25 protein-coding genes are annotated in these 25,340 nt (G+C 75.3%); 7 read left to right on the forward strand and 18 right to left on the reverse strand.

Annotated features, from left to right (window positions below; genetic code table 11):
* Positions 1 to 30 precede the first annotated feature (30 nt).
* From BJ989_RS18885 to BJ989_RS15105, 6 genes are all read right to left on the reverse strand, one after another.
* Complete coding sequence (locus tag BJ989_RS18885; protein ID WP_179518899.1) at positions 31 to 339, reverse strand: DivIVA domain-containing protein; 309 nt, start codon at positions 337 to 339, stop codon at positions 31 to 33.
* Positions 336 to 1,097 carry an LOG family protein gene (locus tag BJ989_RS15085; protein WP_179519682.1) on the reverse strand — a complete coding sequence of 254 codons (762 nt, stop codon included), beginning with the start codon at positions 1,095 to 1,097 and terminating at the stop codon, positions 336 to 338. The genes BJ989_RS18885 and BJ989_RS15085 overlap by 4 nt, the downstream gene beginning before the upstream one ends.
* 53 nt (positions 1,098 to 1,150) lie before the next feature.
* On the reverse strand, positions 1,151 to 2,260 hold the full coding sequence (gene dapE / locus BJ989_RS15090; RefSeq protein WP_179518900.1) for a succinyl-diaminopimelate desuccinylase: 1,110 nt from the start codon (positions 2,258 to 2,260) through the stop codon (positions 1,151 to 1,153).
* 35 nt (positions 2,261 to 2,295) lie between these two features.
* The gene (ileS, locus tag BJ989_RS15095) at positions 2,296 to 5,556 is read right to left on the reverse strand and encodes an isoleucine--tRNA ligase (protein WP_179518901.1); all 3,261 of its coding nucleotides are present in this window, start codon (positions 5,554 to 5,556) and stop codon (positions 2,296 to 2,298) included.
* 264 nt (positions 5,557 to 5,820) lie between these two features.
* On the reverse strand, positions 5,821 to 6,102 hold the full coding sequence (locus tag BJ989_RS15100) for a type II toxin-antitoxin system RelE family toxin (RefSeq protein WP_179518902.1): 282 nt from the start codon (positions 6,100 to 6,102) through the stop codon (positions 5,821 to 5,823).
* Positions 6,089 to 6,337: a type II toxin-antitoxin system prevent-host-death family antitoxin gene (locus BJ989_RS15105; protein ID WP_179518903.1), complete on the reverse strand. Its 249-nt coding sequence runs from the start codon at positions 6,335 to 6,337 to the stop codon at positions 6,089 to 6,091. The genes BJ989_RS15100 and BJ989_RS15105 overlap by 14 nt, the downstream gene beginning before the upstream one ends.
* 101 nt (positions 6,338 to 6,438) lie before the next feature.
* Between BJ989_RS15105 and dapD the strand changes: the two genes are divergently transcribed.
* From dapD to BJ989_RS15120, 3 genes are read left to right on the forward strand one after another with little or no spacing between them, the layout of a single operon-like run.
* Positions 6,439 to 7,395 (forward strand): 2,3,4,5-tetrahydropyridine-2,6-dicarboxylate N-succinyltransferase, encoded by a 957-nt coding sequence (gene dapD / locus BJ989_RS15110; protein WP_179518904.1) that lies wholly within the window; start codon positions 6,439 to 6,441, stop codon positions 7,393 to 7,395.
* Between the two features lie 6 nt (positions 7,396 to 7,401).
* Positions 7,402 to 8,388, forward strand: a complete 987-nt coding sequence (locus tag BJ989_RS15115) for a VldE C-terminal domain-containing protein (RefSeq protein WP_218848840.1) — start codon at positions 7,402 to 7,404, stop codon at positions 8,386 to 8,388.
* Between the two features lie 55 nt (positions 8,389 to 8,443).
* A complete protein-coding gene (locus tag BJ989_RS15120) occupies positions 8,444 to 9,697 on the forward strand; it encodes a calcium-binding protein (RefSeq protein WP_179518905.1) in 1,254 nt (417 codons plus the stop codon).
* A 32-nt stretch (positions 9,698 to 9,729) separates the two neighbouring features.
* On the opposite strand, the gene dapC is transcribed toward BJ989_RS15120, so the two are convergent.
* Both dapC and fdxA read right to left on the reverse strand, forming a co-directional pair.
* Positions 9,730 to 10,857 carry a succinyldiaminopimelate transaminase gene (gene dapC, locus BJ989_RS15125; RefSeq protein WP_343049410.1) on the reverse strand — a complete coding sequence of 376 codons (1,128 nt, stop codon included), beginning with the start codon at positions 10,855 to 10,857 and terminating at the stop codon, positions 9,730 to 9,732.
* Positions 10,854 to 11,177: a ferredoxin gene (gene fdxA / locus BJ989_RS15130; RefSeq protein ID WP_179518906.1), complete on the reverse strand. Its 324-nt coding sequence runs from the start codon at positions 11,175 to 11,177 to the stop codon at positions 10,854 to 10,856. Before fdxA ends, dapC begins: the two co-directional genes overlap by 4 nt.
* 90 nt (positions 11,178 to 11,267) lie before the next feature.
* On the opposite strand from fdxA, the gene BJ989_RS18890 reads away from it, so the two are divergent.
* Both BJ989_RS18890 and BJ989_RS15140 read left to right on the forward strand, forming a co-directional pair.
* Positions 11,268 to 12,299, forward strand: coding sequence for a GNAT family N-acetyltransferase (locus BJ989_RS18890; protein ID WP_179518907.1), 1,032 nt, complete (start codon positions 11,268 to 11,270; stop codon positions 12,297 to 12,299).
* Positions 12,300 to 12,334: 35 nt separating this feature from the next.
* Positions 12,335 to 13,219 carry a mechanosensitive ion channel family protein gene (locus BJ989_RS15140; RefSeq protein WP_179518908.1) on the forward strand — a complete coding sequence of 295 codons (885 nt, stop codon included), beginning with the start codon at positions 12,335 to 12,337 and terminating at the stop codon, positions 13,217 to 13,219.
* Between the two features lie 21 nt (positions 13,220 to 13,240).
* Here the strand turns inward: BJ989_RS15140 and BJ989_RS15145 are convergent, their stop codons facing one another.
* The 9 genes from BJ989_RS15145 to BJ989_RS15185 form a co-directional block, all read right to left on the reverse strand.
* The gene (locus BJ989_RS15145; protein WP_179518909.1) at positions 13,241 to 14,983 is read right to left on the reverse strand and encodes a VanW family protein; all 1,743 of its coding nucleotides are present in this window, start codon (positions 14,981 to 14,983) and stop codon (positions 13,241 to 13,243) included.
* A 9-nt stretch (positions 14,984 to 14,992) separates the two neighbouring features.
* Positions 14,993 to 15,367, reverse strand: coding sequence for a hypothetical protein (locus BJ989_RS15150; protein WP_179518910.1), 375 nt, complete (start codon positions 15,365 to 15,367; stop codon positions 14,993 to 14,995).
* Complete coding sequence (gene mshB, locus BJ989_RS15155; protein WP_179518911.1) at positions 15,364 to 16,299, reverse strand: N-acetyl-1-D-myo-inositol-2-amino-2-deoxy-alpha-D-glucopyranoside deacetylase; 936 nt, start codon at positions 16,297 to 16,299, stop codon at positions 15,364 to 15,366. The genes BJ989_RS15150 and mshB overlap by 4 nt, the downstream gene beginning before the upstream one ends.
* 115 nt (positions 16,300 to 16,414) lie before the next feature.
* Positions 16,415 to 16,708: a hypothetical protein gene (locus BJ989_RS15160; protein ID WP_179518912.1), complete on the reverse strand. Its 294-nt coding sequence runs from the start codon at positions 16,706 to 16,708 to the stop codon at positions 16,415 to 16,417.
* A 19-nt stretch (positions 16,709 to 16,727) separates the two neighbouring features.
* Positions 16,728 to 17,135, reverse strand: coding sequence for a (deoxy)nucleoside triphosphate pyrophosphohydrolase (locus tag BJ989_RS15165; RefSeq protein WP_179518913.1), 408 nt, complete (start codon positions 17,133 to 17,135; stop codon positions 16,728 to 16,730).
* Between the two features lie 444 nt (positions 17,136 to 17,579).
* Positions 17,580 to 19,097: a hypothetical protein gene (locus BJ989_RS15170; RefSeq protein WP_179518914.1), complete on the reverse strand. Its 1,518-nt coding sequence runs from the start codon at positions 19,095 to 19,097 to the stop codon at positions 17,580 to 17,582.
* 97 nt (positions 19,098 to 19,194) lie between these two features.
* Positions 19,195 to 20,430: a Kelch repeat-containing protein gene (locus BJ989_RS15175; RefSeq protein WP_179518915.1), complete on the reverse strand. Its 1,236-nt coding sequence runs from the start codon at positions 20,428 to 20,430 to the stop codon at positions 19,195 to 19,197.
* A gap of 49 nt (positions 20,431 to 20,479) precedes the next feature.
* Positions 20,480 to 21,046, reverse strand: coding sequence for a hypothetical protein (locus BJ989_RS15180; RefSeq protein ID WP_179518916.1), 567 nt, complete (start codon positions 21,044 to 21,046; stop codon positions 20,480 to 20,482).
* Positions 21,043 to 21,594, reverse strand: a complete 552-nt coding sequence (locus tag BJ989_RS15185; protein WP_343049411.1) for an RNA polymerase sigma factor — start codon at positions 21,592 to 21,594, stop codon at positions 21,043 to 21,045. Before BJ989_RS15185 ends, BJ989_RS15180 begins: the two co-directional genes overlap by 4 nt.
* 83 nt (positions 21,595 to 21,677) lie before the next feature.
* On the opposite strand from BJ989_RS15185, the gene BJ989_RS15190 reads away from it, so the two are divergent.
* Both BJ989_RS15190 and BJ989_RS15195 read left to right on the forward strand, forming a co-directional pair.
* Complete coding sequence (locus tag BJ989_RS15190; RefSeq protein ID WP_179518917.1) at positions 21,678 to 22,610, forward strand: EamA family transporter; 933 nt, start codon at positions 21,678 to 21,680, stop codon at positions 22,608 to 22,610.
* The gene (locus BJ989_RS15195; RefSeq protein WP_179518918.1) at positions 22,607 to 23,665 is read left to right on the forward strand and encodes a hypothetical protein; all 1,059 of its coding nucleotides are present in this window, start codon (positions 22,607 to 22,609) and stop codon (positions 23,663 to 23,665) included. The genes BJ989_RS15190 and BJ989_RS15195 overlap by 4 nt, the downstream gene beginning before the upstream one ends.
* Before the next feature lie 30 nt (positions 23,666 to 23,695).
* Here BJ989_RS15195 and BJ989_RS15200 read toward each other — a convergent pair whose 3' ends face one another.
* A complete protein-coding gene (locus tag BJ989_RS15200) occupies positions 23,696 to 25,339 on the reverse strand; it encodes a SpoIIE family protein phosphatase (RefSeq protein ID WP_179518919.1) in 1,644 nt (547 codons plus the stop codon).
* Position 25,340: the final 1 nt, after the last annotated feature.

The following is a 25,340-nucleotide window of genomic DNA, read 5'->3' on the forward strand; positions in this document are numbered from 1 at the left end:
CCCCGGGCGACCGCGCCACGAATCCGCAGGTCAGGTGGGTCGCGACGGGTCGTGGTCGTCCCCGGAGGGCGGGTGCGGCGGGGGCGCGGTGTCGGGCTGGCCCGCGAGCTGGTCCGCGAGCCGGTCGAGCAGCGCGTCGACCTCGGCCATGCGGTAGCCACGGACCGCGAGCGGGAAGCGCACGCGGCGCAGGTCCGCCGCGCTCAGCGGACCCGTCGGCGGCACCACGACGTCGGGGCGGTCGTCGTGCTCCTCGACCAGCGGCGCGCCCCTGCCGGCGGCGACGACCGCGACGCCGCCGAGCACGAGTACGGCGAGGACGGCGAAGAACCAGGTCACGGGGGCCCCGGGGAGCCGCCGTCGGGCCCGCCGGCGGGACCCGGGTCGCCGGCGCCCTCCGCCCCGCGCTCGTCGCGGGCGGCGACCATGGTCGCGACCGCCTCGTCGACGTCGTCGACCACCTGCAGCAGGTCGAGGTCGGCCGGGCTGATCTTGCCCTCGGTGACGACGGTGCCGCGCAGCCAGTCGAGCAGCCCGCGCCAGTAGTCGGAGCCGAGGAGGACGAGGGGGAAGCGGGTCACCTTGCCGGTCTGGACCAGCGTGAGCGCCTCGAAGAGCTCGTCGAGGGTCCCGAGGCCGCCGGGCAGCACGACGAAGCCCTGGGCGTACTTCACGAACATCGTCTTGCGCACGAAGAAGTAGCGGAAGTTGATGCCGCGGTCGACCCACGGGTTCAGCCCGGTCTCGAAGGGCAGCTCGATGCCGAGGCCGACGCTGACGCCGCCGGCCTCGCTGGCGCCCTTGTTGGCCGCCTCCATCGCACCCGGCCCGCCGCCGGTGATGACGGCGAAGCCCGCCTCGACGAGCTTACGGCCGGTCTCCTCGGCGAGCGCGAAGTGCGGGTCGGTCTCAGGCGTGCGCGCGGAGCCGAAGACCGCGACGGCGGAGCCGAGGTCGGCCAGCGCACCGAAGCCCTCGACGAACTCGGCCTGGATCCGCAGCACGCGCCACGGGTCGGTGTGCACCCAGTCGTGCGGGCCGCGCGAGTCGAGCAGGTGCTGGTCGGTCATCCCGGTGTCGACCTGCCCCCGGCGCATCACCACCGGGCCGCGGTGCTTGTCGCCGCCGGCCGTGCGTCCCCCGCTGAGCGTCACGCCCGCCCCTCTCCCCCGTCGGTCAGCCACCGCACCAGCTGCTCCTCGCAGCGGCGCAGGTCGGCGACCGGCACGAACTCGTCGGCCTTGTGGGCGTACATCGGGTCGCCGGGGCCGAAGTTGACCGCCGGCACCCCCAGCCCGCTGAAGCGGGCGACGTCGGTCCAGCCGAACTTGGGCGCGACCTGACCACCGACGGCCTCGACGAAGGCCGCGGCCGCCGGCACGCCGAGGCCGGGCAGCGCTCCCGGCGAGGAGTCGGTGAGGGTCACGTCGTAGCCGTGGAAGAAGTCGCGCACGAACGCCTCGGCCTCGGCCTCGCTGCGGTCGGGGGCGAAGCGGAAGTTGACCTCGACGACGCACTCGTCGGGCACCACGTTGCCGGCGACGCCGCCGCGGATGCGCACGGCGTTGAGGCCCTCGTGGTACTCCAGGCCGTCGATGACCGGCTTGCGCGGCTCGTAGGCCGTGAGCCGCGCGAGCACCTCGGCGGCACCGTGGATCGCGTTGACGCCGCGCCACGCCCGCGCCGAGTGGGCGCGCTCGCCCGTGGTGCGCACCTCGACGCGCAGCGTGCCCTGGCAGCCCGCCTCGACCGCGGCGTTGGAGGGCTCCATCAAGATGGCGAAGTCGGCCTCGAGCAGCTCCGGGTCGCTCTCGGCGAGCAGCCGCAGGCCGTTGTGCACGGCGTCGACCTCCTCGGCCTCGTAGAGCACGTAGGTCACGTCGCGCACCGGCTCGGGCACGCCCGCGGCGAGGCGCAGGATGACCGCGTCGCCGCCCTTCATGTCGCAGGTGCCGCAGCCGTGCAGCAGGTCGCCGCCCTCGGCCTCCGGTCGCTCCTCGAGCCGGCTCGGCAGGTTGCCGTTGACCGGCACGGTGTCGAGGTGGCCGGCGATGACGACCCGCTCGCCGCGCCCGAGGTCGGTGCGGGCGACGACCGTGTGGCCGCGGCGCACGACCTCGAGGTGGGGCAGCGCCCGGAGCGCCGTCTCCACCGCGTCGGCCAGGGCCTCCTCGTGGTGGCTGACCGACTCGGTGTCGACGAGCGTGCGGGTGAGGTCGACGACGTCGGCGTGCAGGTCGAGGTGCGGCGTGCCCGGCATGGGTCCAGTCAAGCAGCCCGCCTCGCGCGCGGAGCTCAGGCTCGACCCACCGACACCGTCGCGGTCTCGCCGTCGGCGAGCTCCACCGTCGTGCCGTCACCGGGCTCGCCGACGACGTACGACGTCGCGAGGGTCTCGCCCGCCACCAGCTGCTCGTGGGCGCGAGCGGCCTCCTGCACCGCTGCGGAGCCGCCGATGCGCAGCGCGATGCGGTCGGAGACCTCGAGCCCGGCGTCGCGGCGCGCCTGCTGCACCGCGCGCACCAGGTCGCGCGCCAGGCCCTCGGCGGCGAGCTCGGGCGTCACCTCGGTGTCGAGCACGACGAAGCCGCTGCCGGGCAGCACCCCGATCGCGGTCGACGCGTCGTCGGAGCCGGCGACCGTCTCGAGGGTGTACTCACCCTCGACCAGCGCCAGCCCGCCCGCGGTCACGGTGCCGTCGTCGGCGACCGACCAGTCGCCGGACTTCGAGCCCTTGATCGCGGTCTGCACGTCCTTGCCCAGGCGGGGCCCGGCGGCGCGGGCGTTCACCGTCAGCCGTTGGGACACGCCGTACGCCGTGGCCTCGTCGCCGTCGGCGGCCAGCAGGCGCACCGACTTCACGTTGAGCTCGTCGGCGACGATCGCCTCGAAGCCGGCGAGCGCGTCGGGGTCGTCGACCACGACGGTGAGGGTGCTCAGCGGCAGCCGGTTGCGCAGCCCGTGGGACTTGCGCAGCGCCGAGGCCGCGGAGCAGACCTCGCGCACCTGGTCCATCGCGGCGACCAGCGCGTCGTCGGCCGGCAGCTCGTCGAGGCTGGGCCAGTCCTCCAGGTGCACCGAGCGGCCACCGGTCAGGCCGCGCCAGACCTCCTCGGTGACGAGCGGCAGCAGCGGCGCCGTGGCGCGGCAGACCACCTCGAGCACGGTGAAGAGGGTGTCGAAGGCCTGCCGGTCGGCGGTGTCGGCGGTGGACCAGAAGCGCTCGCGGGAGCGGCGGACGTACCAGTTGGTGAGGACGTCGAGGTAGGTGCGGGTCGCGTCGCACGCCTCGGCCACCGCGTAGTCGTCGAGGGCGGTGGTCATCTGCTCGACGAACTGCCGCGTCTTGGCGAGCAGGTATCGGTCGAGCGGGTCGCTCGAGGTGGTCGAGCGCTGCGCCTCGACGCCGGCGGCGTTGGCGTAGAGGGTGAAGAAGTACCAGGTGTTCCACAGCGGGATCAGCACCTGGCGCACGGAGTCGCGGATGCCCTGCTCGGTGACGACGAGGTTGCCGCCGCGCAGGATCGGGCTCGACATGAGGAACCAGCGCATCGCGTCGGCGCCGTCGCGGTCGAAGACCTCGCGGACGTCGGGGTAGTTGCGCAGGCTCTTGCTCATCTTGCCGCCGTCGCTGCCCAGCACGATGCCGTGGCTGACGCAGGTCTGGAAGGCCGGCTTGTCGAAGAGGGCGGTCGCGAGCACGTGGAGGGTGTAGAACCAGCCGCGCGTCTGGCCGATGTACTCGACGATGAAGTCGCCCGGGAAGTGGCCCTTCTTCTCCGCGGTGCCGTCGAACCAGTCGGCCTCCTCGAAGGGGTAGTGCACCTGGGCGTAGGACATCGAGCCCGAGTCGAACCACACGTCGAGCACGTCCGTGACGCGCCGCATCGTCGACGTCCCGGTCGGGTCGTCGGGGTTGGGCCGGGTCAGCTCGTCGACGAAGGGTCGGTGCAGGTCGGGCTCGCCGTCGTGGTTGCGCGGCAGCCGGCCGAAGTCGCGCTCGATCTCCTCGAAGGAGCCGTAGACGTCGAGCCGCGGGTAGGCGGGGTCGTCGGACTTCCACACCGGCACCGGGCTGCCCCAGAAGCGGTTGCGCGTGATGGACCAGTCGCGGGCGTTCTCGAGCCACTTGCCGAACTGGCCCTCCTGGATGTGGCCGGGCACCCAGCGGATCTGCCGGTTGAGCTCGAGCATCCGCTCCTTGATGGCGGTGACCTCGACGAACCACGACGAGACGCCCTTGTAGATCAGCGGCTCGCGGCAGCGCCAGCAGTGCGGGTAGGAGTGGTCGTAGGTCTCGCGGCGCAGCAGCACGGTGCCGGAGGTGACGTGGCCGGCGTCCGCCTCGCCCCGGGTGGCGGCCTTGAGGTGGTCGATGATGGGGCCGTTGGCGTCGAAGACCTGCAGGCCCTCGTAGTCGGTGACCGGGTGCGTGAACCGGCCGTCCTTGCCGACCGGCATGACCGCCTCGATGCCCTCGCGGTCGGTGACGACCTTGTCGTCCTCACCGAAGGCGCCGGCGGTGTGCACCAGCCCCGTGCCGTCGGTGGTGGTGACGAACTCGGCGGGCACGAGCCGGAAGGCGCGCTCGTGGCCCTCGAAGTAGGAGAACGGCGGGCGGTAGGTCAGCCCGACCAGGTCGGCGCCCGTGCCCCGCCAGGAGACCTCGGGGTCGTCGCCGAGCTCGCGCGCGTACGCCGGGAGCCGGGCCTCGGCGAGGAGGTAGCGGGTCGTCTCGTCGGTGCCGGGGACGGGCGCGGTGACCACCACGTAGTCGATGTCCTCGCCGACCATCACGGCGAGGTTGGAGGGCAGGGTCCACGGCGTGGTGGTCCACACGAGGACCTTGACGCCCGCGAAGTCGCCGGGCGTGGTGACCTCGTAGCCGACGGTGACGGCCGGGTCCTGGCGGCGCTGGTAGACGTCGTCGTCCATGCGCAGCTCGTGGTTGGACAGCGGGGTCTCGTCGTTCCAGCAATAGGGGAGCACGCGGAAGCCCTCGTAGACCAGGCCCTTGTCGTGCAGCTGCTTGAACGCCCAGATGACCGACTCCATGTAGTCGGGGTTCATCGTGCGGTAGTCGTGGTCGAAGTCGACCCAGCGCGCCTGGCGGGTGACGTAGTCGCGCCACTCGCCGGTGTACTTCATCACCGACTCGCGGCAGGCTGCGTTGAAGGCGTCGATGCCCATCTCGACGATCTCGTCGGTGGTCTTGATGCCGTTGAGGCGCATCGCCTCGAGCTCGGCGGGCAGGCCGTGGGTGTCCCAGCCGAAGCGGCGCTCGACGCGCTTGCCCCGCATCGTCTGGTAGCGCGGCACGAGGTCCTTGACGTAGCCGGTGAGCAGGTGGCCGTAGTGCGGCAGGCCGTTGGCGAAGGGCGGGCCGTCGTAGAACACGAACTCGTTGCCCCCGTCGGCGCCGGGGTCGCGCTGCTCCACGCTCGCGCGGAAGGTGTCGTCGGCCGCCCAGTAGGCCAGCACCTGCTCCTCGATCTCCGGGAAGCGAGGGCTCGACGGGACGCCCGAGGCGTCGCTGTGGCTGACCTTGGGGTACACGGGTGGCTCCTGCGGGGTCTCGACTCCGCGAGGACGACCACCCGGGACCCGGGGAGCCGCGGTACCACCTCGCTTGCCCCCAGCGGGGACCGCTCGTTCGCGGGCTGTGACGGGCCCACCCGTCCGGTTCTACTGAGGCCCGGGGGCCCGTTCTTCCGGAGGCTCGCCGCTGATGACGGCTCAGACGCCTTGGCGAGATCGTACGGCGCGCACCGGCCGTCGCGGAAAACCGTCAGCGTCCGGGTCGCCGACGACGGTGGGTGCTCACCCGTCGTAGACGTCCCTGCGGTGCCCGAGCCGCAGCACGACGACGAGCAGCACGCCGTCGTCGACGGTGTAGAGCACGCGCCAGTCGCCCACCCGCACCCGGAAGCCGGGTCGGCCCCGCAGCTGTCGCGAGGCGGGCGGGCGCGGGTCGACGGCGAGCAGCTCGATGGCCCCGGCGATGCGGCGGCCCGTCTGCGGGTCGAGCCTCCTGAGCTGGCGAGCAGCAGCGGTGGTCAGCTCGACCCGGTAGGTCGGGTGCGCCGGCTCAGAGCCAGCCAAGGTCGGCCCTCACCTGCTCCCACGGGATGGTCGGGGACGTCTCGGCCAGGGCCTCGTCGAAGGCCGCCACGTCGTCGAGCTCCTCCTCGGCCTCGAGCAGCGCCTCGTAGCGGGCCGGGCTGAGGACCACGGCGACGGGACGGCCGTGCCGCAGCAGCGTCACGGCCTCGGTCGCGGCCTGCTCGAGCACGGCCGGCAGCTGGTCGCGAGCTGCGCTGACGGGGAAGCTGGTCACACCACGATCGTACGAGACGGCACGCGTTCCGTACAGAACTCGTCCACAGACGCCAGGACCGCGGCCGTCGCGGTGGGCGCGGCTCCGTAGGATCGAGCATCATGACCGCCACTCCCCTGACCGGCCCCGCCCACGGCTTCGCCCTCGTCACGCTCGACCGCTCCGGGGCGGTGCTGGACGCGTGGTTCCCCGCGCCGGCACTCGGCCCCGCGGACGCCACCGAGGCCCCGGACGAGCTGGCCGCGCTGGCGGGCGACGACGAGCTGCGCCAGGTCACCCGCGAGGTGCGGCTCGTCGAGGTCGCCGACCTGCAGGCCGCGCCGACCTCCACCGAGGACGTGTGGCTGCGCCTGACGTTGATCTCCGCCCGCCTGGCCACCCCTCACAGCGTCAGCCTCGACGGCGTCTTCGGCCTGCTCACCAACGTCGTGTGGACCTCCGAGGGCCCGTGCGCCGTCGAGAGCTTCGAGCTCACCCGCGCCCGGCTGCGCGCCGCGGGCCGGCACGTGACGGTCTTCGGCGTCGACAAGTTCCCGCGGATGGTCGACTACGTCGTGCCGAGCGGCGTGCGCATCGGCGACGCCGACCGCGTGCGCCTCGGCGCCCACCTCGCGTCGGGCACCACCGTCATGCACGAGGGCTTCGTGAACTTCAACGCCGGGACGCTCGGCGCGAGCATGGTCGAGGGCCGCATTTCCGGCGGCGTCGTGGTCGGCGACGGCTCCGACGTCGGCGGTGGCGCCTCGATCATGGGCACCTTGTCGGGCGGCGGCAAGGAGGTCATCTCCGTCGGGGAGCGCTGCCTGCTGGGCGCCAACTCGGGCCTCGGCATCTCGCTCGGCGACGACTGCGTGGTCGAGGCCGGCTGCTACGTCACCGCCGGCACCAAGGTGACGCTCCTCGACATGGACGGCAAGCCGCAGGTCGTGAAGGCGGCGACGCTCTCGGGCAGCAGCAACGTGCTGTTCCGCCGCAACTCCGTGACCGGCGCGGTCGAGGCCGTGCCGTGGAAGGGCGACGGCATCGCCCTCAACGCCGCGCTGCACGCCAACGACTGACCGCTCGTGCCGAGGTCCCGCAGCCCCTGGAAGCCGGTCGCGGCGACGGTCGCCGTCGTCGTGGCGGCGACCGCGGTCGGCCTCGGCGTGCGCGAGGGGGTCGTGCCGGTCCCTGGCGCGCTGGGCGGCGAGGGCTGCACGGCCCGGGTCGACGGCCACACCGTCGAGCTGTCGCTCGAGCAGGCCGAGCACGCCGCGCTGATCGCCGGCACGGCGGTCGCGCGCGACCTGCCCGCCCGCGCGGCGTCGATCGCGCTGGCCACGGCCTACCAGGAGAGCGACCTGGAGAACGTCGAGTACGGCGACCGCGACTCGCTCGGCCTCTTCCAGCAGCGCCCCTCGCAGGGCTGGGGCACGCCGACGCAGGTGCTCGACCCGGTCTACGCGACCAACCGCTTCTACGACGCGCTGGTCGAGGTCGACGGCTACCGCGACATGCGCATCACCGAGGCCGCGCAGGAGGTGCAGCGCTCGGGCTTCCCCGAGGCCTACGAGGACCACGCCGACGACGCCCGCGCGCTGGCCTCGGCGCTGACCGGCTACAGCGAGGCGGCCTTCACCTGCACGGTCGACCTCGACGCGGAGGAGGAGACCGACCGGCTCGACCGGCAGGGGCTCACCCCGCGCGCAGCGACCGTGCGGGAGGAGCTCGAGGCCGTCTTCGGGCGGCTCTCGCTCGGGGGCTTCGCCCCGGGCGGCGTGAGCAGCGGTCACTCGGCCGACTCCGCGCACTACGACGGGCGCGCCGTCGACGTCTTCTTCCGCCCCGTCGGGGGTGACCGCACCCGGCGGGGCTGGGCGGTCGCGCAGTACCTCGTCGCGCAGGCCGACCGGCTCGGCGTCGCCACCGTCATCTTCGACGAGAAGATCTGGACCGCGCGTCGCTCGTCGCAGGGCTGGCGCGACTACGACCTCGACACCGGCGGCGTCGACCGGGCGACCGCGGCGATCCTGCTGCACCGCGACCACGTGCACGTCGACGTCGCGGACTGATCACGATCGCGGCGCCGCACTCCCCTGCGGCCCGCGGCGGCCCTAGGGTCCGGCCATGACCCCTCGCGTGCGGCTCGGCGCCGCCTCCGTCTGCTGCGGCCTGCTGGCCGCGGTGCTCACCTCCCCGGTCGCTGCGAGCGCCGACCCCAGCGCCGGCGGCACCGCGACGTGCGGCGGCGCGAGCGCGACCATCCGTGGCACCCGCGGTGACGACGTGCTCGTGGGCACCGCCGGCCCCGACGTGGTCGCGGCCGGTGCCGGGGACGACGTCGTGCGGGGCCTGGGCGGCGACGACCTGCTCTGCGGCGGCGCGGGCGCCGATGTCGTCTCCGGCGGGCCCGGCAGCGACCTCGTCGACGGCGGCACCGACGCGCTGGAGGAGGAGGACAACGACTACTTCGTGGCCTACGGCGACCGGCTGAGCGGCGGCCCCGGTGACGACCGGCTCGTGTCCGGTCCGGCCGCCGACGAGCCCGTGGACGAGCTGACCTTCGCCGGCTCCGCGACGGGCGTGGTCGTCGACCTCGTGGCCGGCACCGCGACCGGCGAGGGCGACGACGCGCTGGTGGGCGTCTTCCGGGGTGTCTCCGGCTCGCCGCACGACGACGTGCTGCTCGGCACCGACGGCGAGGAGCAGCTCCTCGGCGGGGCGGGCTCCGACCGGCTCGAGGGCCGGGGTGGCGCGGACTTCCTGACCGGCTCCGCGTCGACCGGCACGGACGCCCCCGACGGCGACGACGTGCTGCTCGGTGGCACGGGCTCCGACGAGGCGTACGGCGAGCGTGGCGACGACGTGCTCGACGGCGGCCCGGGCCGCGACAACCTCCACGGCGGCGCCGGTCTCGACCGGGTCCGCGGCGGGGCCGGGCCCGACTACCTCGGCGACCACGTCGTGCCGGGCGACGGCCAGGTGCTCGACGCCGGTGTGGGGCGCGACGAGATGGGCGAGGTCTTCCTGCTGCGTCCTGACGGCGAGGTCCACACCACGGTCACGGGCCGCACCGACCTGGCCGCCGGCACGCTCCGCGCGACCTGGTCCGGGCGCACGACGGTGGTGCGGGTCACCGGCTTCGAGCAGGCTGGCCTCCCCTCGCGCTCGGGCCGCTGGGTGCTGCTCGGCACCGACGGCCCCGACGTGCTGCTCGCCGGCTACGACCAGGGCGGGGTCCTGCGCGGGCGCGGCGGCGACGACACGCTCGGCGGTAGCAGGGGTGACGACGTGCTCGACGGCGGTCCCGGCCGCGACCGGGCCTACGGCTCGGGTGGCCGCGACCGGTTCGTGGCGGTGGAGCGGGTGCAGCGCTACTGACGGCCCCTGCGGGGCGCTCGACCGACGATCGGTCAGAGGGCGGCGAGGCGCTCGACCGCGGCGGCGACGCGGTCGTCGGTCGCGGTGAAGGCGACGCGCACGTGCTGGGCGCCGGCGACACCGTAGAACGAGCCGGGGGCGACGAGGACGCCGAGGTCGGCGAGCGCCGAGACGGTGTCCCAGCACGGCTCCCCGCGGGTCGCCCACAGGTAGAGCGAGGCCTCGGAGTGGTCGATGCGGAAGCCCGCGCCGACCAGGGCGTCGCGCAGCCGGGAGCGCCGCGCGGCGTACCGCTGGCGCTGCTCCTCGACGTGCACGTCGTCGTCGAGCGCGGCGACCATGGCCCGCTGCTGCGGGCCGGGCAGCTGCAGCCCGAGGTTCTTGCGCACGGCGAGCAGCTCGCCGATCACCGCGGGGTCGCCGGCGACGAAGGCGCACCGGTAGCCGGCGAGGTTGGAGCGCTTCGAGAGCGAGTGGACGGCGAGGATGCCCTCGGGCGACCCGCCGCAGACGTCGGGGTGGAGCACCGAGACCGGCTCGGCCTCCCACGCGCACTCGAGGTAGCACTCGTCGGAGATCAGCAGCGTGCCACGCTCGCGGCACCAGTCGACCAGCTTGCGCAGGTGCTCGGGCGGCAGCACGCGCCCGGTGGGGTTGGACGGGCTGTTGACCCACAGGACCGCCGGCACCTCGGGGCCGAGGGCGGTCAGCGAGTCGGTCGCGACGGCGCGGGCGCCGGCCAGCGCGGCGCCGACCTCGTAGGTCGGGTAGGCCAGCGCGGGGTAGGCGACGAGGTCGCCCGGCCCGACGCCGAGGTGGCCGGGCAGCGAGGCGATGAGCTCCTTCGAGCCGATCACCGGCAGCACGGCGTCGAGCCCGAGGCCGGTCACGCCGGCGCGACGCTCGAGCCAGTCCAGGCAGGCCTGCCGGGTCTCGGGCAGGCCGATCGTGAGCGGGTAGCCCGGGCTGTCCGCGGCGTCGCGCAGCGCCTGCTGCACGACCTGCGGCGTTGGGTCGACGGGCGTGCCGACCGAGAGGTCGACGATCCCGTCAGGGTGCGACCGCGCCCGGGCGGCGTGCTCGGTGAGCTGGTCCCACGGGAAGTCGGGCAGCCGGCCCGAGACCGCACCCAGCGCGGGCAGCCCGGGGCGCCGGGTCACTCCTGGTTCTGCGGGGGGAGAGCGGCGACGAAGGGGTGGTCCTTGTCGATCTCCCCCATCTTGGCCGCGCCGCCCGGGGAGCCCAGGTCGTCGAAGAAGTGCACGTTCGCGTCGTAGTACTCCTTCCACTGCTCCGGGGTGTCGTCCTCGTAGAAGATCGCCTCGACCGGGCAGACCGGCTCGCACGCACCGCAGTCGACGCACTCGTCGGGGTGGATGTAGAGCATCCGCTTGCCCTCGTAGATGCAGTCGACGGGGCACTCGTCGACGCACGCGCGGTCCTTGACGTCGACGCACGGCTGGGAGATGACGTAGGTCATCTGCTTCCTCCTGGGGTCTCGCGGCATGGGCGGGGCGGCGTCGCGGGGAGCGCCGGTCCCACCGGTCTCCCAGGAGCCTAGTATCCCGTGGTGCACGAGGACGACGAGACCCGCGCGGGCGGACGCCCCGCCTCCGTACCCTCACCGGCCGACCTCGAACCCGGCCGCCACCTGCTCGGACCGCACGCGGTGGGCAGCCGGGTCGTCGTGCGCCGGCTGCTGCCGGGCCAGACCGGCCCCACCGGCGGCCCCGCCTTCACCGACCTGCTCGGCGACCTGGTCGCCTGGCCCGCGCCCGGCGCCCCGCCGGCGGAGCGGGTGGCGGTCGTGCTCGGTGCCGACGGCCGGCGCACCGCGGTGCCGCTGGCCGAGATCGTCTCCGGCAAGCCGGTGCCGCCCCGGCCGTCGGTGCGCCACCGGGTCGGGGTCGGCGAGGCCGAGCGCCACGCCCTCGCCCTGTGGCCCGGCGTCGAGCACGAGGCGCTCGGGGCGTGGGTGCTGCGGCACGACCCCGCCCCGGTGGGGCGGCTGCTGAAGCGGGCCAACTCGGCGCTGGCCGTCGAGGAGCCCGGGCGACCCCTGGCCGAGGCGGCCGCGGCGGTGCGTGCGTTCTACGAGGCGCGCGGGCGCGACGTGCTCGCCCAGGTCGAGGTCGGCTCCGATGTCGACCGCGGGCTGGGCGCGCTCGGCTGGCGGGAGGTGCCGGGCGGTCGGGCGGGCTTCTGGCTGGCGTCGGTGGCGGCCGTGCGCCGCGGCGTACGTCGTGGGGGCCGCGCCGACGCGTCCGTGCTGGAGGACCTGGGGCTGGCGGGGCCCTGGCGCGAGGAGTCCGGACCCCGGGTGCGGGTCGGGGTCGGGCCGCCCGCCGAGCCGGTCGCGGCCGTGCAGGCCGCGCGCGACGGCGACTGGGTGGGCGTGCACGGGCTGGTCGTGGCCGCCACGCAGCGACGTCGCGGGCTCGGCACGCTGCTGCTCGACGACGCGCTGGAGTGGGCGGCCGAGCAGGGCGCGACGACCGCCTGGCTGCACGTCGAGGTCGACAACGCGCCGGCGCGCGCGCTCTACGCCGCCTTGGGCTTCGCCGAGCACCACGAGACGCGCTACCTCACCCCCACCGGCTGAGGCGGCCGGGTCCGGCGGGTGCGAGGGTTGAGCGCATGCACCTGCTGCCCGCCGTCACGACCCCGCTCGCGACCTCGCTCGCGGCCGACGAGCTGGACCTCCCGCCGATCACCTGGGAGGGCGTCGGCACCGGGGTGGTGGTGCTCGTCGTCGGGTGGCTGGTCGCGCGGGCCGCGGGCTGGGCCACCCGGCGACTGCTGCTGTGGCGGGGGCGCTCGCCGAGCGCGAGCGCGATGTTCTCGTCGCTGGCGCGGTGGGCGCTGACCCTGGTGGCCTTCGCGGCGGCGGTGACGATCGTCTTCCCGAGCGTGAAGCCGGTCAACGCGCTCGGCGGCATCGGGGTGCTGTCGATCGCGGCGGGCATCGCCTTCCAGACCGTGCTGGGCAACATGTTCGCCGGCATCGTGATCCTGGCGCGCGACAAGTTCCGCGTGGACGACCAGATCGCCGTGCGCGACGTGGCCGGCACGGTCACCGGCGTGACGCTCACCAGCACCGCCGTGCGCACCTTCGACGGGCGGCTCGTGCTCATCCCCAACGCGGTGGTGCACTCCGAGGTCGTGACCGTGCAGACCGGCTTCGAGCGGGTGCGCTCGACGGTGGCGGTCGACATCGCCGACGGCGCCGACCTGGGCGCGGCGGTGCGGGTCGCGGAGCAGGCGATGGCGTCGCTGCCAGCGGTGGTGGACGAGCCGGCGCCGCAGGCGCTGCTGCAGTCGGTCGGCTCCGGCACGGTGCGGATGGACCTGCGCTTCTGGTCGGGCGCGCGGCAGATGGAGACCAAGCTCGCCCAGCACGAGGTGATCGGCGCAGTGCTGGAGCAGCTCGAGGCGGCCGGCGTCGCGACGGGTGCCGACGCGCTCGTCGTCGAGGCCGGACCGCGGCTGACCTCGACCCTCGCGTCGCGCGACCAGGCCTGAGGACGGCCTCGGCGGCGGGCGTCAGCCCTCCTGGCCGGGCTCCACGCAGACGACGGTGTCGGACGGCGTGTAGGTCGTCGTGAACACCTCGCGGCGCACGACCTCGCTCTCGCCGACGCGGCGGAAGACCCGCGTGACGTCGACGTCGAAGCCGCCGTACCCGCTGTTGGGGTAGCAGTCGGGGGTGCTGAGCCGGCGCGTGGCGGGCTCGGTGAAGTTGTAGCGGTCGCTGGTGATCGACTCGACGTCCCACTCCTTGGTCGACCAGAGCCTCACCGTCACCGAGCCCTGGCCGCCGGGGCTGCTGGGGCTGACCGCGGTGTCGATGAGCACGCCGTGGTCGCTGTCGTTGCGGAAGCGCAGGTCGATCGCGCCCCACGCCACCGTGGCCTCGCGGCCGACGGGGTAGCGGTCGATGTAGAAGGAGTGCGGCTTGTGCTCGACGTCCTCGTAGCCGGCGAAGAACATGGCGTTGAAGATGGTCGTCGCCATCTGCGAGACCCCGCCGCCGAGGTCCTCGACCAGGATGCCGTCGTTGATCACGAAGCCCTCGGTGAAGCCGTTCTCCCGCGTGCGCTCCCCGACGGTGTCGTTGAGGGAGAAGGTCTCGCCGGGCAGCAGCAGCGTGCCGTCGATGAGCTCGGCGGCGCGGCCGAGGTTGACGTTGCGGTAGTCGGCGTGCGGGTAGTAGGTGGTGAACTGGCCGGCCACCTCGGTGATGCCGAGCTCGCGCACCTCGGCGGTGGTCAGCTCGGGCTCGGCGACGCTGGCCTCGACCCGCGCGCGGCGCTCGCCCGGGGAGGCGACGAGGTCGAGGAAGACCGCCTCGACGTCGGCGGGGTCGTAGGTGACGCCGGGCTGGGCGGGCACGACCTGCGGGCGGCCGTCGACGATGCGCACGGTCGCGTCGACCGGGGCGCCGTCGTCGCCGACGCGGTCGCCGACGAGCTGCTGGAGCGCCTCGCGGTCGACCTGCGGGACGAGCCGGCCGTCCTCGGGCACCATCGCCAGCGCGGGGGTGAACTCCCGCGGCTGCAGCCGCACCGGGGTGCCCTCGAAGACGAGGGTGACCGGGCCGGAGACGGCGGGGTTGGCGAAGCCGTCGAGCGCGTCCTGCACGTCGGCCTCGTCGATCGCGGGCTCGACGGTCTCCAGGTCGAGCTCGGCGCGACCGTCCTCGGAGAGGTACGCCGCCACGAGCGCGTCGCGGGCGGCCTCGCGGTCGAAGCCCTCCCCCGGCACGGGGTCGACCACGCGCACCTGGCCGCGGCGGAAGCCGACCTCGCCGTCCTCGGGTGCCGTGCCGAGCTGCTCCTCGAGCTGCTCGAGCGTGGTGTCGAGCGCGGCACCGTCGACGCTGACGACGGCGTCGAGGTCCTCGCCGCCGGTCCAGTGGTCCCAGAGCACCTGCGGCTGCCACGAGCGGTCGGCGCCGGCGGCCTCCACGGAGGCCTCGACATCGACCTCGAGGCCGGCGTCGGCGGGCGCGACGGTGGCGTCGCCGTCCTCGGTGACCACGGTGACGGGGCGCTCGGTGCGGTCGGCGAGGCCCTCGCGCAGCGCCTGCTCGGCCGCGGCGGGGCTCAGGCCCCCGACCTCGACGCCGGAGATGGTGGTGCCGCGGGGCAGCTCGTCGCCGGCGGCCGCGTAGGCCGCGGCGTAGCCGCCGCCGGCCAGCAGCACCAGCACGAGCAGGATGAGGAGGACGGCCTTGCCGCCCCGGCCCTCGCGGGCGGGGTCCTTCGCGGCCTTCGTCGCAGTCACTCCCGCATGCTAGGTCGCCGGGTGGGGGCGTTCCGAAATCGCGCGGCCGCGTCCCGCGCCCAGGGTGCCGAGCGCCACGGCGAGGACCACGGCGGCGAGCAGGAGCACGGCGTAGCCCGCGGGGCCGTTCACCAGCACGAAGTCGCCCTCGGGGCGCCCGACGAAGGCGAGGGCGACCGGGAGCACCCACCCGAGGGCCAGCGGGAGGCGGGTCGCGAGGCCCGGGCGCACGGCGAGGAGCGCCGCGAGCGTCGCCAGCACCGCGAGCGGCAGCCCCCACGCGCGGCTGTGCACGGCCAGCGTCGCGATGCCGGTGCCGACGCCGAGGAGCACCAGGCCGAGTGCGGTGCCGGCGGCGCGGGCCGGGGCGACGGGGCCGCTCACAGCCCGGCGAAGAGGTCCGTCTCGAGACCGTCGGGCCCCGCGGGACCGGGGGTGCCCTTGGCGAGGCGGTAGAACTCGACGCCCCACGCCTCGGAGCCGACGTTGTTGCTGAGGGCGAAGAAGGGGCCGTCGGTGGTGATCTGGGTGGCGTGGGCGGCGAGCGCGGCCATCTTGGCGTCGACGAAGTCCATCGCGTCGACGGCGGCGGTGAGGTCCTCGTCCTTGGTCACGAAGTGCGGGAGCGGACCGTCGGGGTCCATGCCCTCGAAGGTCGTGGTGTCGCCCGCGGCGCGCAGGCGGCGCAGGCCCTCGCGCAGGCGGCTCTCCGACATCGCGCCCCAGTAGACCTTCGGCACGTCCCACGCCTCGCCGAGGTCGCGGCGGTAGGAGGGGACGGCGGCGAGCTGCACGGCGTACATCGCGACGCGGTGGGCCTGGATGTGGTCGGGGTGGCCGTAGCCGCCGAACTCGTCGTAGGTGACGACGACCTGCGGGCGGACCTCGCGGAGGACCTCGACCAGCAGCGTGGCGGCCTCGGTGAGGTCGGCGTGCCAGAAGGCGTTGTCGTGGATGGTGTCGGCGGCGATCGCGTGGCCGGCCTCGTGCCACTGCATGCCGGAGTCGCGGTAGCGCCCGAAGCCGCCGAGGAAGCGGTGGTCGGTCACGCCGAGCGCTGCCATCGCGGCCGCGAGCTCGCCGCGGCGGTGCTCGCCGAGCCCGTCCTCGCGGTCGGCGGCGAGGTGCTCGAGCTCGGGCACCAGGATCTCGCCCATCTCGCCGGCCGTGCAGGTGACGAGGGTGACGCCGCGGCCCTCCGCGACGTACTTCGCCATCGTGGCGCCCTGGCCGATCGACTCGTCGTCGGGGTGGGCGTGGACGAGCAGCATCCGCTGGGCGGGCGCCTCGGCCGGGGAGGCGGCGGTCTCGGGCATGGCGCCGATGCTAGACGGGCGTGCCGACGTCCCTGCTCGACCGTCCTGGGGTGGGTCCGCTCCGACGGGGGCAGGCGGGTGGGTCGGGCGGGTGGGGCGGGGTCGGGCGGGCTCGTCAGACGGGCGGGCGCTTGAGCCGACGGGGTGCGTCGGGCAGGTCGAGCGGGACCGCGGGCGGCCTCGGCGCGTCGGGCGGCTCGGGCGCGTCGAGCCAGCCGTCGTGGCGGTCGACCAGCACCTCGAGGACGAACTCGGGCGCGTCGGTCGTCACCGCCCACGGGTGGTCCTCGTCGTCGTCCTCGCCGGCGAAGGGCTCGCGCTCGACGTCGGCGTCGTAGCCGTCGGCGAGCAGCCGGCGGGCGACGGCGCGCGCGTCGTCCTCGTCGAAGAAGATGCCTCGGGGCCGCACGGGGCGATTGTGCCGCAGGTCAGTGGGCGAGGTGCGCCGCGACCTCGGGCAGGAAGGGCCGGTCGGGCTCGAGCCAGTCGACCGCCTCGGGGTGCGCGGGGTCGAGCTGGTCGGCCGTGAGCCAGCGCAGCTCGTCGTGGTCGACTGGCGTCGGCTCGGCGGTGGGGTCGGCGAGGGCCACGAGCGCGGCGCGCAGGGTGTGCCGACCGCCGGCGACCTGCTGCGCACCGTCGAGCCAGCGGACGACGGTCGTGGCGACCCCGAGCTCCTCCTGCAGCTCGCGCACCAGCGCGTCGTCGGGGGTCTCCCCCGCCTCCACCTTGCCGCCCGGCAGCTCCCACCGGCCCGCGTGCTCCGCCGGCCACGTGCGGCGCGCTGCCAGCACGCGCCCGTCGCGCACGACCGCGCCGCCCACCACCAGAGCCATGGCGGCACGGTAGCCGTGGGCGGTGCAGTGGTCGGGTGTGGATGAGCGAGAGCAGACAGGAACAGGCGGGCACGGGCGCGCACGGGGCCGCGAGCCGGTCGGGCCGGCGTCGTGGGCCTGGTGGTGGACCTGGTCGTGTGTTCGTCGCGGGGGCGGCTGCGGGAGTCGCAACGCCTCGGCCGGCGTAGCGGTCCCGACAGCGGGGCGGCACCAGGCCGTTCCGAGCAGTGGGCAGCACAACCAGCCCGCCCCCTAGCTGGGGTGCGGGCTGGGGCGCGGCCGTACGCCGTGGGCCGGGGCGCGTTTGGAGGCACGCCGAGGGGCGCGACGGTGCGGCCAGCTCCAGCGTCCGTCGCGCGGGCTGCCGTCCGAGGTGCGCGAGCAGTGCCGAGACGGACGAACGATGCGACGGGCTGGTGAAGAACCGCACCTGCGACGCGTCGATCAGTCCGCAGGTGCGGGCGGGCCGGTGCCGGGTGGACCGGTGCCGCCCTCGTCGGGTGGGCCCGTGCCGGTGGCGAGCGGGCCGTCGACGGGCCGGGTGCCGAGGTGGTCGCGGAGGTAGTGCGCCCCGTGGGGCGACCGCCACAGCCAGGCGCCGTCGCCGGCGGGTGTCGAGGTCCAGCGTGTGGCGGCGTGGCCGTGGGTCTTGAGCCGGTGGTGGGTGCGGCACAGCGGCGCGATGTTGCAGGAGCAGGTCGGCCCGCCCCTGCCGCCGGGGCCGCCGCCGGGGGCACCGGCGGGGTCGAAGGGGACGGCGTGGTCGTGGTCGCACGAGCGGGCCGCCCGACTGCACCACGGGAAGACGCAGGTGTGGTGGACCAGGGCGGTGCGCCGCGCGAGGCGGGTCGACACCTCGTAGGCCTCGGTGTGGACCGCCTCGCCTAGGTCGAGGACGGGCAAGACCGTGACCTGTGCCGTCGCACCGGCGCCGAGCCACTCGCGGATCGTCGCGGCCGTGACCGGGGCGCGGGTCTCCTCGACGCGGCCGATCTCACCGCCGCCACCGCCGTGCACGGCGAGGTCGGAGAGGTGCAGGTGGAGGAGGTAGCGCCGGCGCGGACCGTGCGGGCGGGCGTCGGGGGTGTCGACACGCTCGCCAGGGCTCGCTGCTCGACCACCGGGATGAGGCCCGCCGGGGCCCTCGGCGTCCCCCACGAGCAGGTCGAGCGTGCCCTGCGCGCTCGCGCCGTCGCTGCCGCGCGCCACGAGGTTGGCGAGCGCCTGGGCCGACAGCGGCCCGGGCTGGTCGGCGGCGCCGAGGGCGCGCAGCCGGGCCTTCTCCTCCTCCACGGCGTCGCGGATCGCGAGCCCGTCGGGCAGGTCGAAGGTGCCGGTGGCGTCGACCGTGCCGTCGAGGTCGCTGGTGCGACCGTCGCAGTGCACGTCGAAGTGGCGCCGCTCCTCGGCCCGCTCCCGCTCCGCCTCGGCGGCCTCGGGCATGAACCGCGCGAACGCCTCGCTCACCAGCCGCTCGAGCACCACCGGCCCTGCGGTCTGGGCGACCGGCGCGAGGTGGCGGTCGACGTGGGCCGCCGCGGCGGGCACGAGGTCGCGCACGAGGCAGGCCCGCGCGACCAGCCGCACCCGCCAGCCGTCGACCTCGAGAGCCTGCAGCCGCTCCCACAGCCGGGGCAGGAGGTGCCGGGCGAAGAGCGACTCGCCCAGGAATGAGCCGCCGGCCTGCGTGGTGCGCCCCATCCGGGCGGCGAGCTCGGCGACCGCGAACTCCGCGACCGTCGGCGCGTGCGACCCCGCGAGCGTCAGACCCCGGTCGAAGTAGTCGGGCGCACCCGCGACGTGGGCGGCGTCGAGCAGGTCGGCCGCGGGGTGCAGGTCAGCCCAGGTGCACGCCGCGAGCATGAGGTCGGCCTCGACGGCTCGGCCGTCGCGCGCCCGCACCCCGGCGAAGTCGAGGACCGCCGCGGCGGACTCGAACTCGGGGACGGGGCTGGCTGCCATGAGGACCACTCAACCAGGGACCACCGACAGTCGGGGACGGCGCAGATCGCCCTGTGCACAACGGATCCCGTCCACAGGCCTGTGGACGAGAAGTGGCCTAGGAGGGCCCGGGCGCGAGCCACAGCCACGCCTCGCGCACCAGCTCTCCCTCCCCACTGCCGGACCCGCCGGCAGCCCCGCCGACAGCTCCGCCGGGCCACCGCTGCCCGCCGACGACGAGGAGGTCGCGGCCGAGCGCGGCGCTGCTGTCGTCGTGCACCTCGTCGCGGCGCTCGGGCATGGCCGGCAGCTCGACGTAGGCCTGCGCCGCGGCGTCCCACAGCAGCACCCGCAGCCGGGAGGTCATCTCGCCGACGCTGTTGGGCACGTCGTAGGCGGCGCCGCCGCGACCGAGCACGCCGCCGAGCTGCGAGGTGCGCCCACGCGGGTCGGCGCCGGGCTCCGGCAGGCGCGACCACGCCCAGGTCGCGGGGTCGAGCACCGCGCCGGAGGTCTCGACGAAGTGGCCCACGAGCACCGGCCCACGGTCGGACCCCACGAGCTGGAAGCCGGGCACGGGCGCGTCCGGCAGCGTCGTCCACGCCCACGAGTCGAGGTCGAAGCGCGCCGCCGACACCGTGGCGGAGCGGCCCGCACGCACGTCCTCGATCGACGAGCCCTTCAGCACGAGCTGCTCGCCCACCGGCACCGCGAAGCGGTCGAAGCTGTCGGCCAGCGGGTCGTCGGGCAGCTCGCGCCACGCCCCGGTGGCCGGGTCGAAGAGGAGGTCAGGGGCCTCGCCGCCCTCGTCGCTGATGGTGGGGACGAGCAGGCGGTCGCCCACCGCAACGAGGGCGCGGTAGCGCTCCGGGCCGGGCACCGCGCCGTGGTCGGTCCAGCGGTCGGCCGCGAGGTCGTACTGCAGCAGCCGTTCGCGTCCCTCGCAGGTCACGCCGCTCGCGCAGGAGGTGAGGAGCCACGCCGAGCCGCCGAGGCCGACGGTGGCGCGCTCGTGACGGCGTACGCCGTGGGGTGCGGGAGCGGTCGGCGTCCAGGTGTCGTCGGCCGGGTCGTAGACCGCTCCGTCGCGGAAGAGCGGGCCGCCGGCGTAGCTGCAGTCGGCACCGGGCGGGCACAGCAGCTCCCACCCACCGACCACCAGGGCCCGCGGCGACCCCGCGACTTCAACCCCGACGACGACCGCGTGGGTGCGCGGGCTGAGCGGCAGGTCGGGCAGCCGGCGCCACTCGCCCACGGCCTCGGGCCCGCCGGCGCGCGTGCCGACTCCGGAGCCGCAGGCCGTCGCGAGGACGGCGACGACGGCCAGGACGACGAGGAGGAGGCGTGGGCGCACGGTCACACCGCTGAGACGGCGACGGCTGGTCGACGGTTCCCCGGGTGCGTCAGACGGGCACGCACTCCGGCACGGAGCCGGTGGCGACCTCGAAGCTCACCCACACCTCGGCGCGGTCGGTCTCGCGGTAGCCCTCCGGGGACACCGCGTCCGGCAGCCGCTGCATGGAGGCGTCGATGACGAGCGTCTCCCCCGCGGCGACCGCGCCGGCCTCGAGCTCGACGCCGAAGGTCTCGTCACCGACGCTGAGGGTGATGCCGGAGGCGTCCGTCTCGACCAGGCCGGGGCGGCGGCACTGCCCGCCGTCGGGGACGTAGTTCACCACCGCGTCCACGCCGCGCTCGCGCAGCTCGCGCTCGAGGCCGGCGGCGTCCTCGAGCCGGTTGACCCGCACCTCGAGGGCGCCGTTGCTGCCCTCGCTCACGGCGTACGCCGGCTCCGCACCGAGGCCGGGCACCACCAGCACCGCGGTGGTCGTCGCCGCGACGAGCCCGCCGGCCAGGGCCAGGGCGCGGCGCGAGGGGCGGCGCGGCGCGTGGCGGGGCGACCGCTCGGCGACCACCTCGCGCAGCGAGTCGAGGAGGGCCTGCTCGTAGGTGTCCAGCTGGGGGGTCACGACGTCACCTCTCGGAGTGCGGCGGAAGGCAGGAGGCGGGCCCGGGCCCGGTGGTAGCGCACCCGGGCCGCGCCCGGGCTGACGCCGAGGACGGCGGCCGCCTCGACGAGAGAGAGACCGTCGACGGCGACGAGCTCGACGACCTCCCGCTGGGTGCGCGGCAGGTCGGCGACCTCGCGCAGGAGCCGCCGGGCTGCGCGCTCGTCGTCCAGCCTGGCCGCGATGCGCTCGACGGCGTCGTCGTCGAGCAGGGCGCGGCCCTGCAGCCGGGCGACGGCACGCACGCCGCGGGCCTGACGACGCAGGTGGTTGGCCACGACGCGGCGCGCCACGGCGTACAGCCACACGCGGGGGTCGACCCCGCCCGGTGTCACGTCGCTCGCCTCGATGGCGGCCACGAACACCTCGGCGGTGAGGTCGGCGGCGTCGTGGACGCTGGAGACGCGGCGGGCCACGAAGCGCTGCACGGCCTCGAGGTGCTCGCGGTAGAACGCCTCGAAGGCGTCGGGGTCGCGTCCGATCGGGCGGACGGCGTTCTCGGGGCTCACACCTGTCAGTGGTCGCAGCACGGTGCAGCGTTACACGCGGCTGCGGGCGACCTCCAGCACGGCGCGGCCGTAGGGTCGGCGGGGTGCACCAGACCCGACCTGCGGACGCGTCGCGACTCCCGCTCGTGCCGGCCGCGGCGTTCGTGCTCGTGTGGAGCTCGGGCTACGTGTCGGGGCCGATCGGGGTGGAGGCGGTCGAGCCGCTGACGCTGGTGGCGCTGCGCTTCGCCCTGGCGGCCGTCGTGGCCGCGGCGATCGCGCGGGCGCTGCGGGGTCCGGCGCGGCGGGCCTTCCCCGGTGGGCGGCGGATGCTGCCGCGCGTGGCGGCGGTGGGGCTGTCGATGAACGGTCTGCAGTTCGGCCTGGCCTACCTCGGCTTCGCGGCGGGCCTCGCGCCCACGCTCATGGCGCTGCTGCACTCGCTGAGCCCCGTGCTGACCGCGCTGCTCGCAGGCGCCCTGCTGCGCGAGCGCCTCACCGCCCTGCAGGTCGGCGGGTTCATCGTGGGCGTCGTCGGCGTGCTGATCGTGCTCGGCCCGGAGATCGAGGAGGCGGGCGGGGCGCTCGGGCTCACCTTCGGCCTGCTCAGCATGCTCGCGCTCAGCTTCGGCACCCTGGGGCAGCGCTGGATCGGCAGCGGGGCCGACCCGTGGTGGTCGGCGACGCTGCAGTTCGCGGTCTCCGCTCCCCCGATCGCGCTCGCCGCGCTGTGGCTGGAGGGCACCGACACCGTGCACGACCCGTGGGTCGCCCTCGGCGCGATTGCGTGGCTGGCACTCGTGAACTCCATCGTCGGCCTGCTGCTCCTCGGCGTGCTGATGCGCACCGGCGGCGCGGGCTCGTCGGCGAGCGTCTTCTTCCTGATGCCGCCGGTGACCGCGGTGATGACGTGGCTGGCCTTCGGCGACGTGCTCAGCCCGCTCGAGCTGCTGGGCCTGCTCATCACCGTGGTCGGCGTCGCCGTCGCCACCCGGAGCGGCCGCACGCGGTTCCCGGCCGCGGAGGTGCCCGGGTGAGCGCGGACGTGCCCGGCATCGGGCTGCGGGCCGGGCGCGACCGCGAGGCCGACACCACGGCGTACGCCGAGGCGCGCGACGCCGAGCGCGTCGGCCTCGCGGGCCTGCTGAAGCACCTCGACCGCCGCGGCCGGCGCTCCCCGTGGGCGCCGGGGCTGCGCGTGTCTCGCGCACTGACCTGGGACGCCGCCGACCGGCGCGACCGCCGCTGGTGGCCGCAGGGCATCACCGGCACGGCGGACGCCCGCCTCACCGAGGCCGACCCCGACCGGGTGCACGGCCGGCGGCTGCTCGCGGTGTCGTGGTGGGGCACCGGGGCCGACGGGCACAACGACGGGTCGCGGGTGAGCTTCTACGACGTCGACACGCGGCGCTACCAGCACGCCGAGCTCGTGCGCGTCGTCGACGGCGACACCGGGCCGGAGCTCGCGCCGCTGCGCGTCCACGCCGGCGGGCTGGTCTGGCACGGCCCGTGGCTCTTCGTCGCCGCCACTGCCACGGGGTTGTGGGTGTGCCACGTCAACGACGTGCTGCGCTTGCCCGCCACGGGTGGTCGAGGAGGCCCGCCAGGGCCGTCTCGAGACCGCTTCGTCCTCCCCGTGCGCCAGGCCTGGCCCGCCGTGACCGACGACGGCACCGAACCCTTCCGCTGGTCGTTCCTCTCGCTCTCGCGGACCGGCGGGGAGGCAGCGCTGGTGGCCGGGGAGTACGCCCGCGGCACGAAGTCGCGCCGCCTGCTGCGCCTGCCCCTCGACCCTTCGACCCAGCTGCCGCTGCTCGGCACGGACGGGGTTGCACGCCCCACGCTCGTCGCGAAGGGCGTTGCCGGGATGCAGGGCGTCGTCGAGCGCGACGGCCGCTGGCACGTCACGGTCTCGCACGGACCGGTGGCGCCCGGCTCGTTGCTCGGAGGTCAGCCGGGGGCACTGCGACGACGGAGGTACGCCGCCCCGCCCGGCCCCGAGGACCTGCACTGGTGGCCCGAGCTCGGCGGGTTGTGGACAGCGACCGAGCACCCGCGCCGGCGGTGGCTCGTCGCCCTCCGGACGCACTGAGACCCGCTGTCCTGCTCGAGCCCCGCGCCGTCAGTCCTGCGGACCCGCCCGCATCACGAGGAGGGCGATGTCGTCGCCGGCCCGCGGGAGGACGCCGGCGAGCAGGCGGTCGCAGATCGCGTCGGGGGTCAGCCGCTCGGCACCGGCGAGGCGCGAGCGGAGCCACTCCAGGCCCTCGTCGAGCAGCGCACCGCGGCGCTCGACGAGCCCGTCGGTGTAGAGCACGACCGTCGAGCCGGGCCGCAGCGTCGTGGTGCGGTCGCTGCGGGCGGGGGCTGCGAGGAGCCCGAGGAGCGGCTGCGGCTCCCCGGCGAGCAACCGCACCTCGCCGTCGGGCTCGACGACCACCGGAGGCGGGTGGCCGGCGTTGCACCAGCGCAGGGTGCGCTCGCTGCGCTCGCGCTGCTCCGGTGTCTGCTCGACGCGCGCCGCGACCGCGGTGGTGGTCGTGGCCACGCCGAGCGACTGGATCGTCAGGTCGAGCCGGTCGAGCACGGCCGACGGCGGCGCCTCGGCGTCCCCGAACCAGATGCCGCGCAGCAGGTTGCGCGCCTGCGCCATCGCGGCCGCCGCCTCGCGGTCGTGCCCGGCCACGTCGCCGACCGTCAGCGCCAGCGCTCCGCTCGGCAGCACGAAGGCGTCGTGCCAGTCGCCGCCGACCTGGGCGAGGTCGGCCGCCGGCTCGTAGCGCACCGCCACCTCGAGGTCGTCGGGCGACATCGGCTGCGTCAGCAGCGCGCGCTGCAGCGCGGTCGACAGCTCGTGTCGTCCGCTCGCGCGCTGTCGCTCCGCGGCCAGCAGCGAGAGCCGCGCCAGGCCGGCGTCGAGCGTCGAGGCGAGCAACCGGAGGAAGAGCCGCAGGCTCCGGTCGGGCCGCAGCCGCGGGTTGAGCCCCACCACCAGCACGGCGCCGCCCTCCTCGGCGCGCGCCGTCGAGCGCAGCGGCAGCCACACGACGTGGCCCACCCCGCCGGTCACGCCGTCCTCCACCAGCAGGTCGCGGTCGCCGATCGGCTCGCGCGGGGCCTCGGGCAGCGGCCGGCCCCGACGGGCGACAGGACGCCCGGGCAGGCGCACCTCGACGGCCTGCACGTCGTCGCTCCCCGAGACGACCTCGTCGACGAACCGCGGCCCGAGCTCGGCGACCTCCTCGACCGCGACGAGGGCGCGACCGAGGTCACCGATCATCTCCAGCCGACGGCGCGAGAGCACCTGCGAGGTGGTCTCGAGGCCGATGCCCACGATCCCCTCGAGGCGGCCGTCAGGCCCCCGCACCGGGGAGAGCGAGGAGGTGAAGTGGCACTCCTCCAGGAAGCCGCGGCGCACCAGCGGCACCGCGTGGTCCTCGACGAAGGTCGAGCCCTGCCCGGCGCCCACGCGCTCGAGCATCGGCGCGATGACGTCCCACGCCTCGGGGAAGACGTCCTTGGCCGGGGCGCCGAGGGCGGCCGGGTGCTTGTCGCCGAGCAGCGGCACGTTGGCCTCGTTGTAGAGCACGACGTGCTCCGGGCCCCAGTGGAGGACGACCGGCACCCGGGTGGTCAGCGCGAGCTCGAGGGTGCTGCGCAGGGTCGGCGACCACGACGCCATCGGCCCGAGCGGCGTGGAGCCCCAGGGCACCGAGCGGTAGGCGTGGCCCAGCCCGCCGGCGGCGCGCAGCAGGTGGTCGACCACG

This window comes from Nocardioides perillae (assembly GCF_013409425.1).
Classification (GTDB): Bacteria; Actinomycetota; Actinomycetes; order Propionibacteriales; family Nocardioidaceae; genus Nocardioides; species Nocardioides perillae.

Coding starts and splice junctions, on each gene's coding strand:
- BJ989_RS15165 (WP_179518913.1), bottom strand. CDS start 17,135: ATGGCTCTGGTGGTGGGCGGCGCGGTCGTGCGCGACGGGCGCGTGCTG.
- BJ989_RS15120 (WP_179518905.1), top strand. CDS start 8,444: ATGACCCCTCGCGTGCGGCTCGGCGCCGCCTCCGTCTGCTGCGGCCTG.
- fdxA (WP_179518906.1), bottom strand. CDS start 11,177: ATGACCTACGTCATCTCCCAGCCGTGCGTCGACGTCAAGGACCGCGCG.
- mshB (WP_179518911.1), bottom strand. CDS start 16,299: ATGCCCGAGACCGCCGCCTCCCCGGCCGAGGCGCCCGCCCAGCGGATG.
- BJ989_RS15085 (WP_179519682.1), bottom strand. CDS start 1,097: ATGCGCCGGGGGCAGGTCGACACCGGGATGACCGACCAGCACCTGCTC.
- dapD (WP_179518904.1), top strand. CDS start 6,439: ATGACCGCCACTCCCCTGACCGGCCCCGCCCACGGCTTCGCCCTCGTC.
- BJ989_RS15170 (WP_179518914.1), bottom strand. CDS start 19,097: ATGGCAGCCAGCCCCGTCCCCGAGTTCGAGTCCGCCGCGGCGGTCCTC.
- BJ989_RS15140 (WP_179518908.1), top strand. CDS start 12,335: ATGCACCTGCTGCCCGCCGTCACGACCCCGCTCGCGACCTCGCTCGCG.
- dapE (WP_179518900.1), bottom strand. CDS start 2,260: ATGCCGGGCACGCCGCACCTCGACCTGCACGCCGACGTCGTCGACCTC.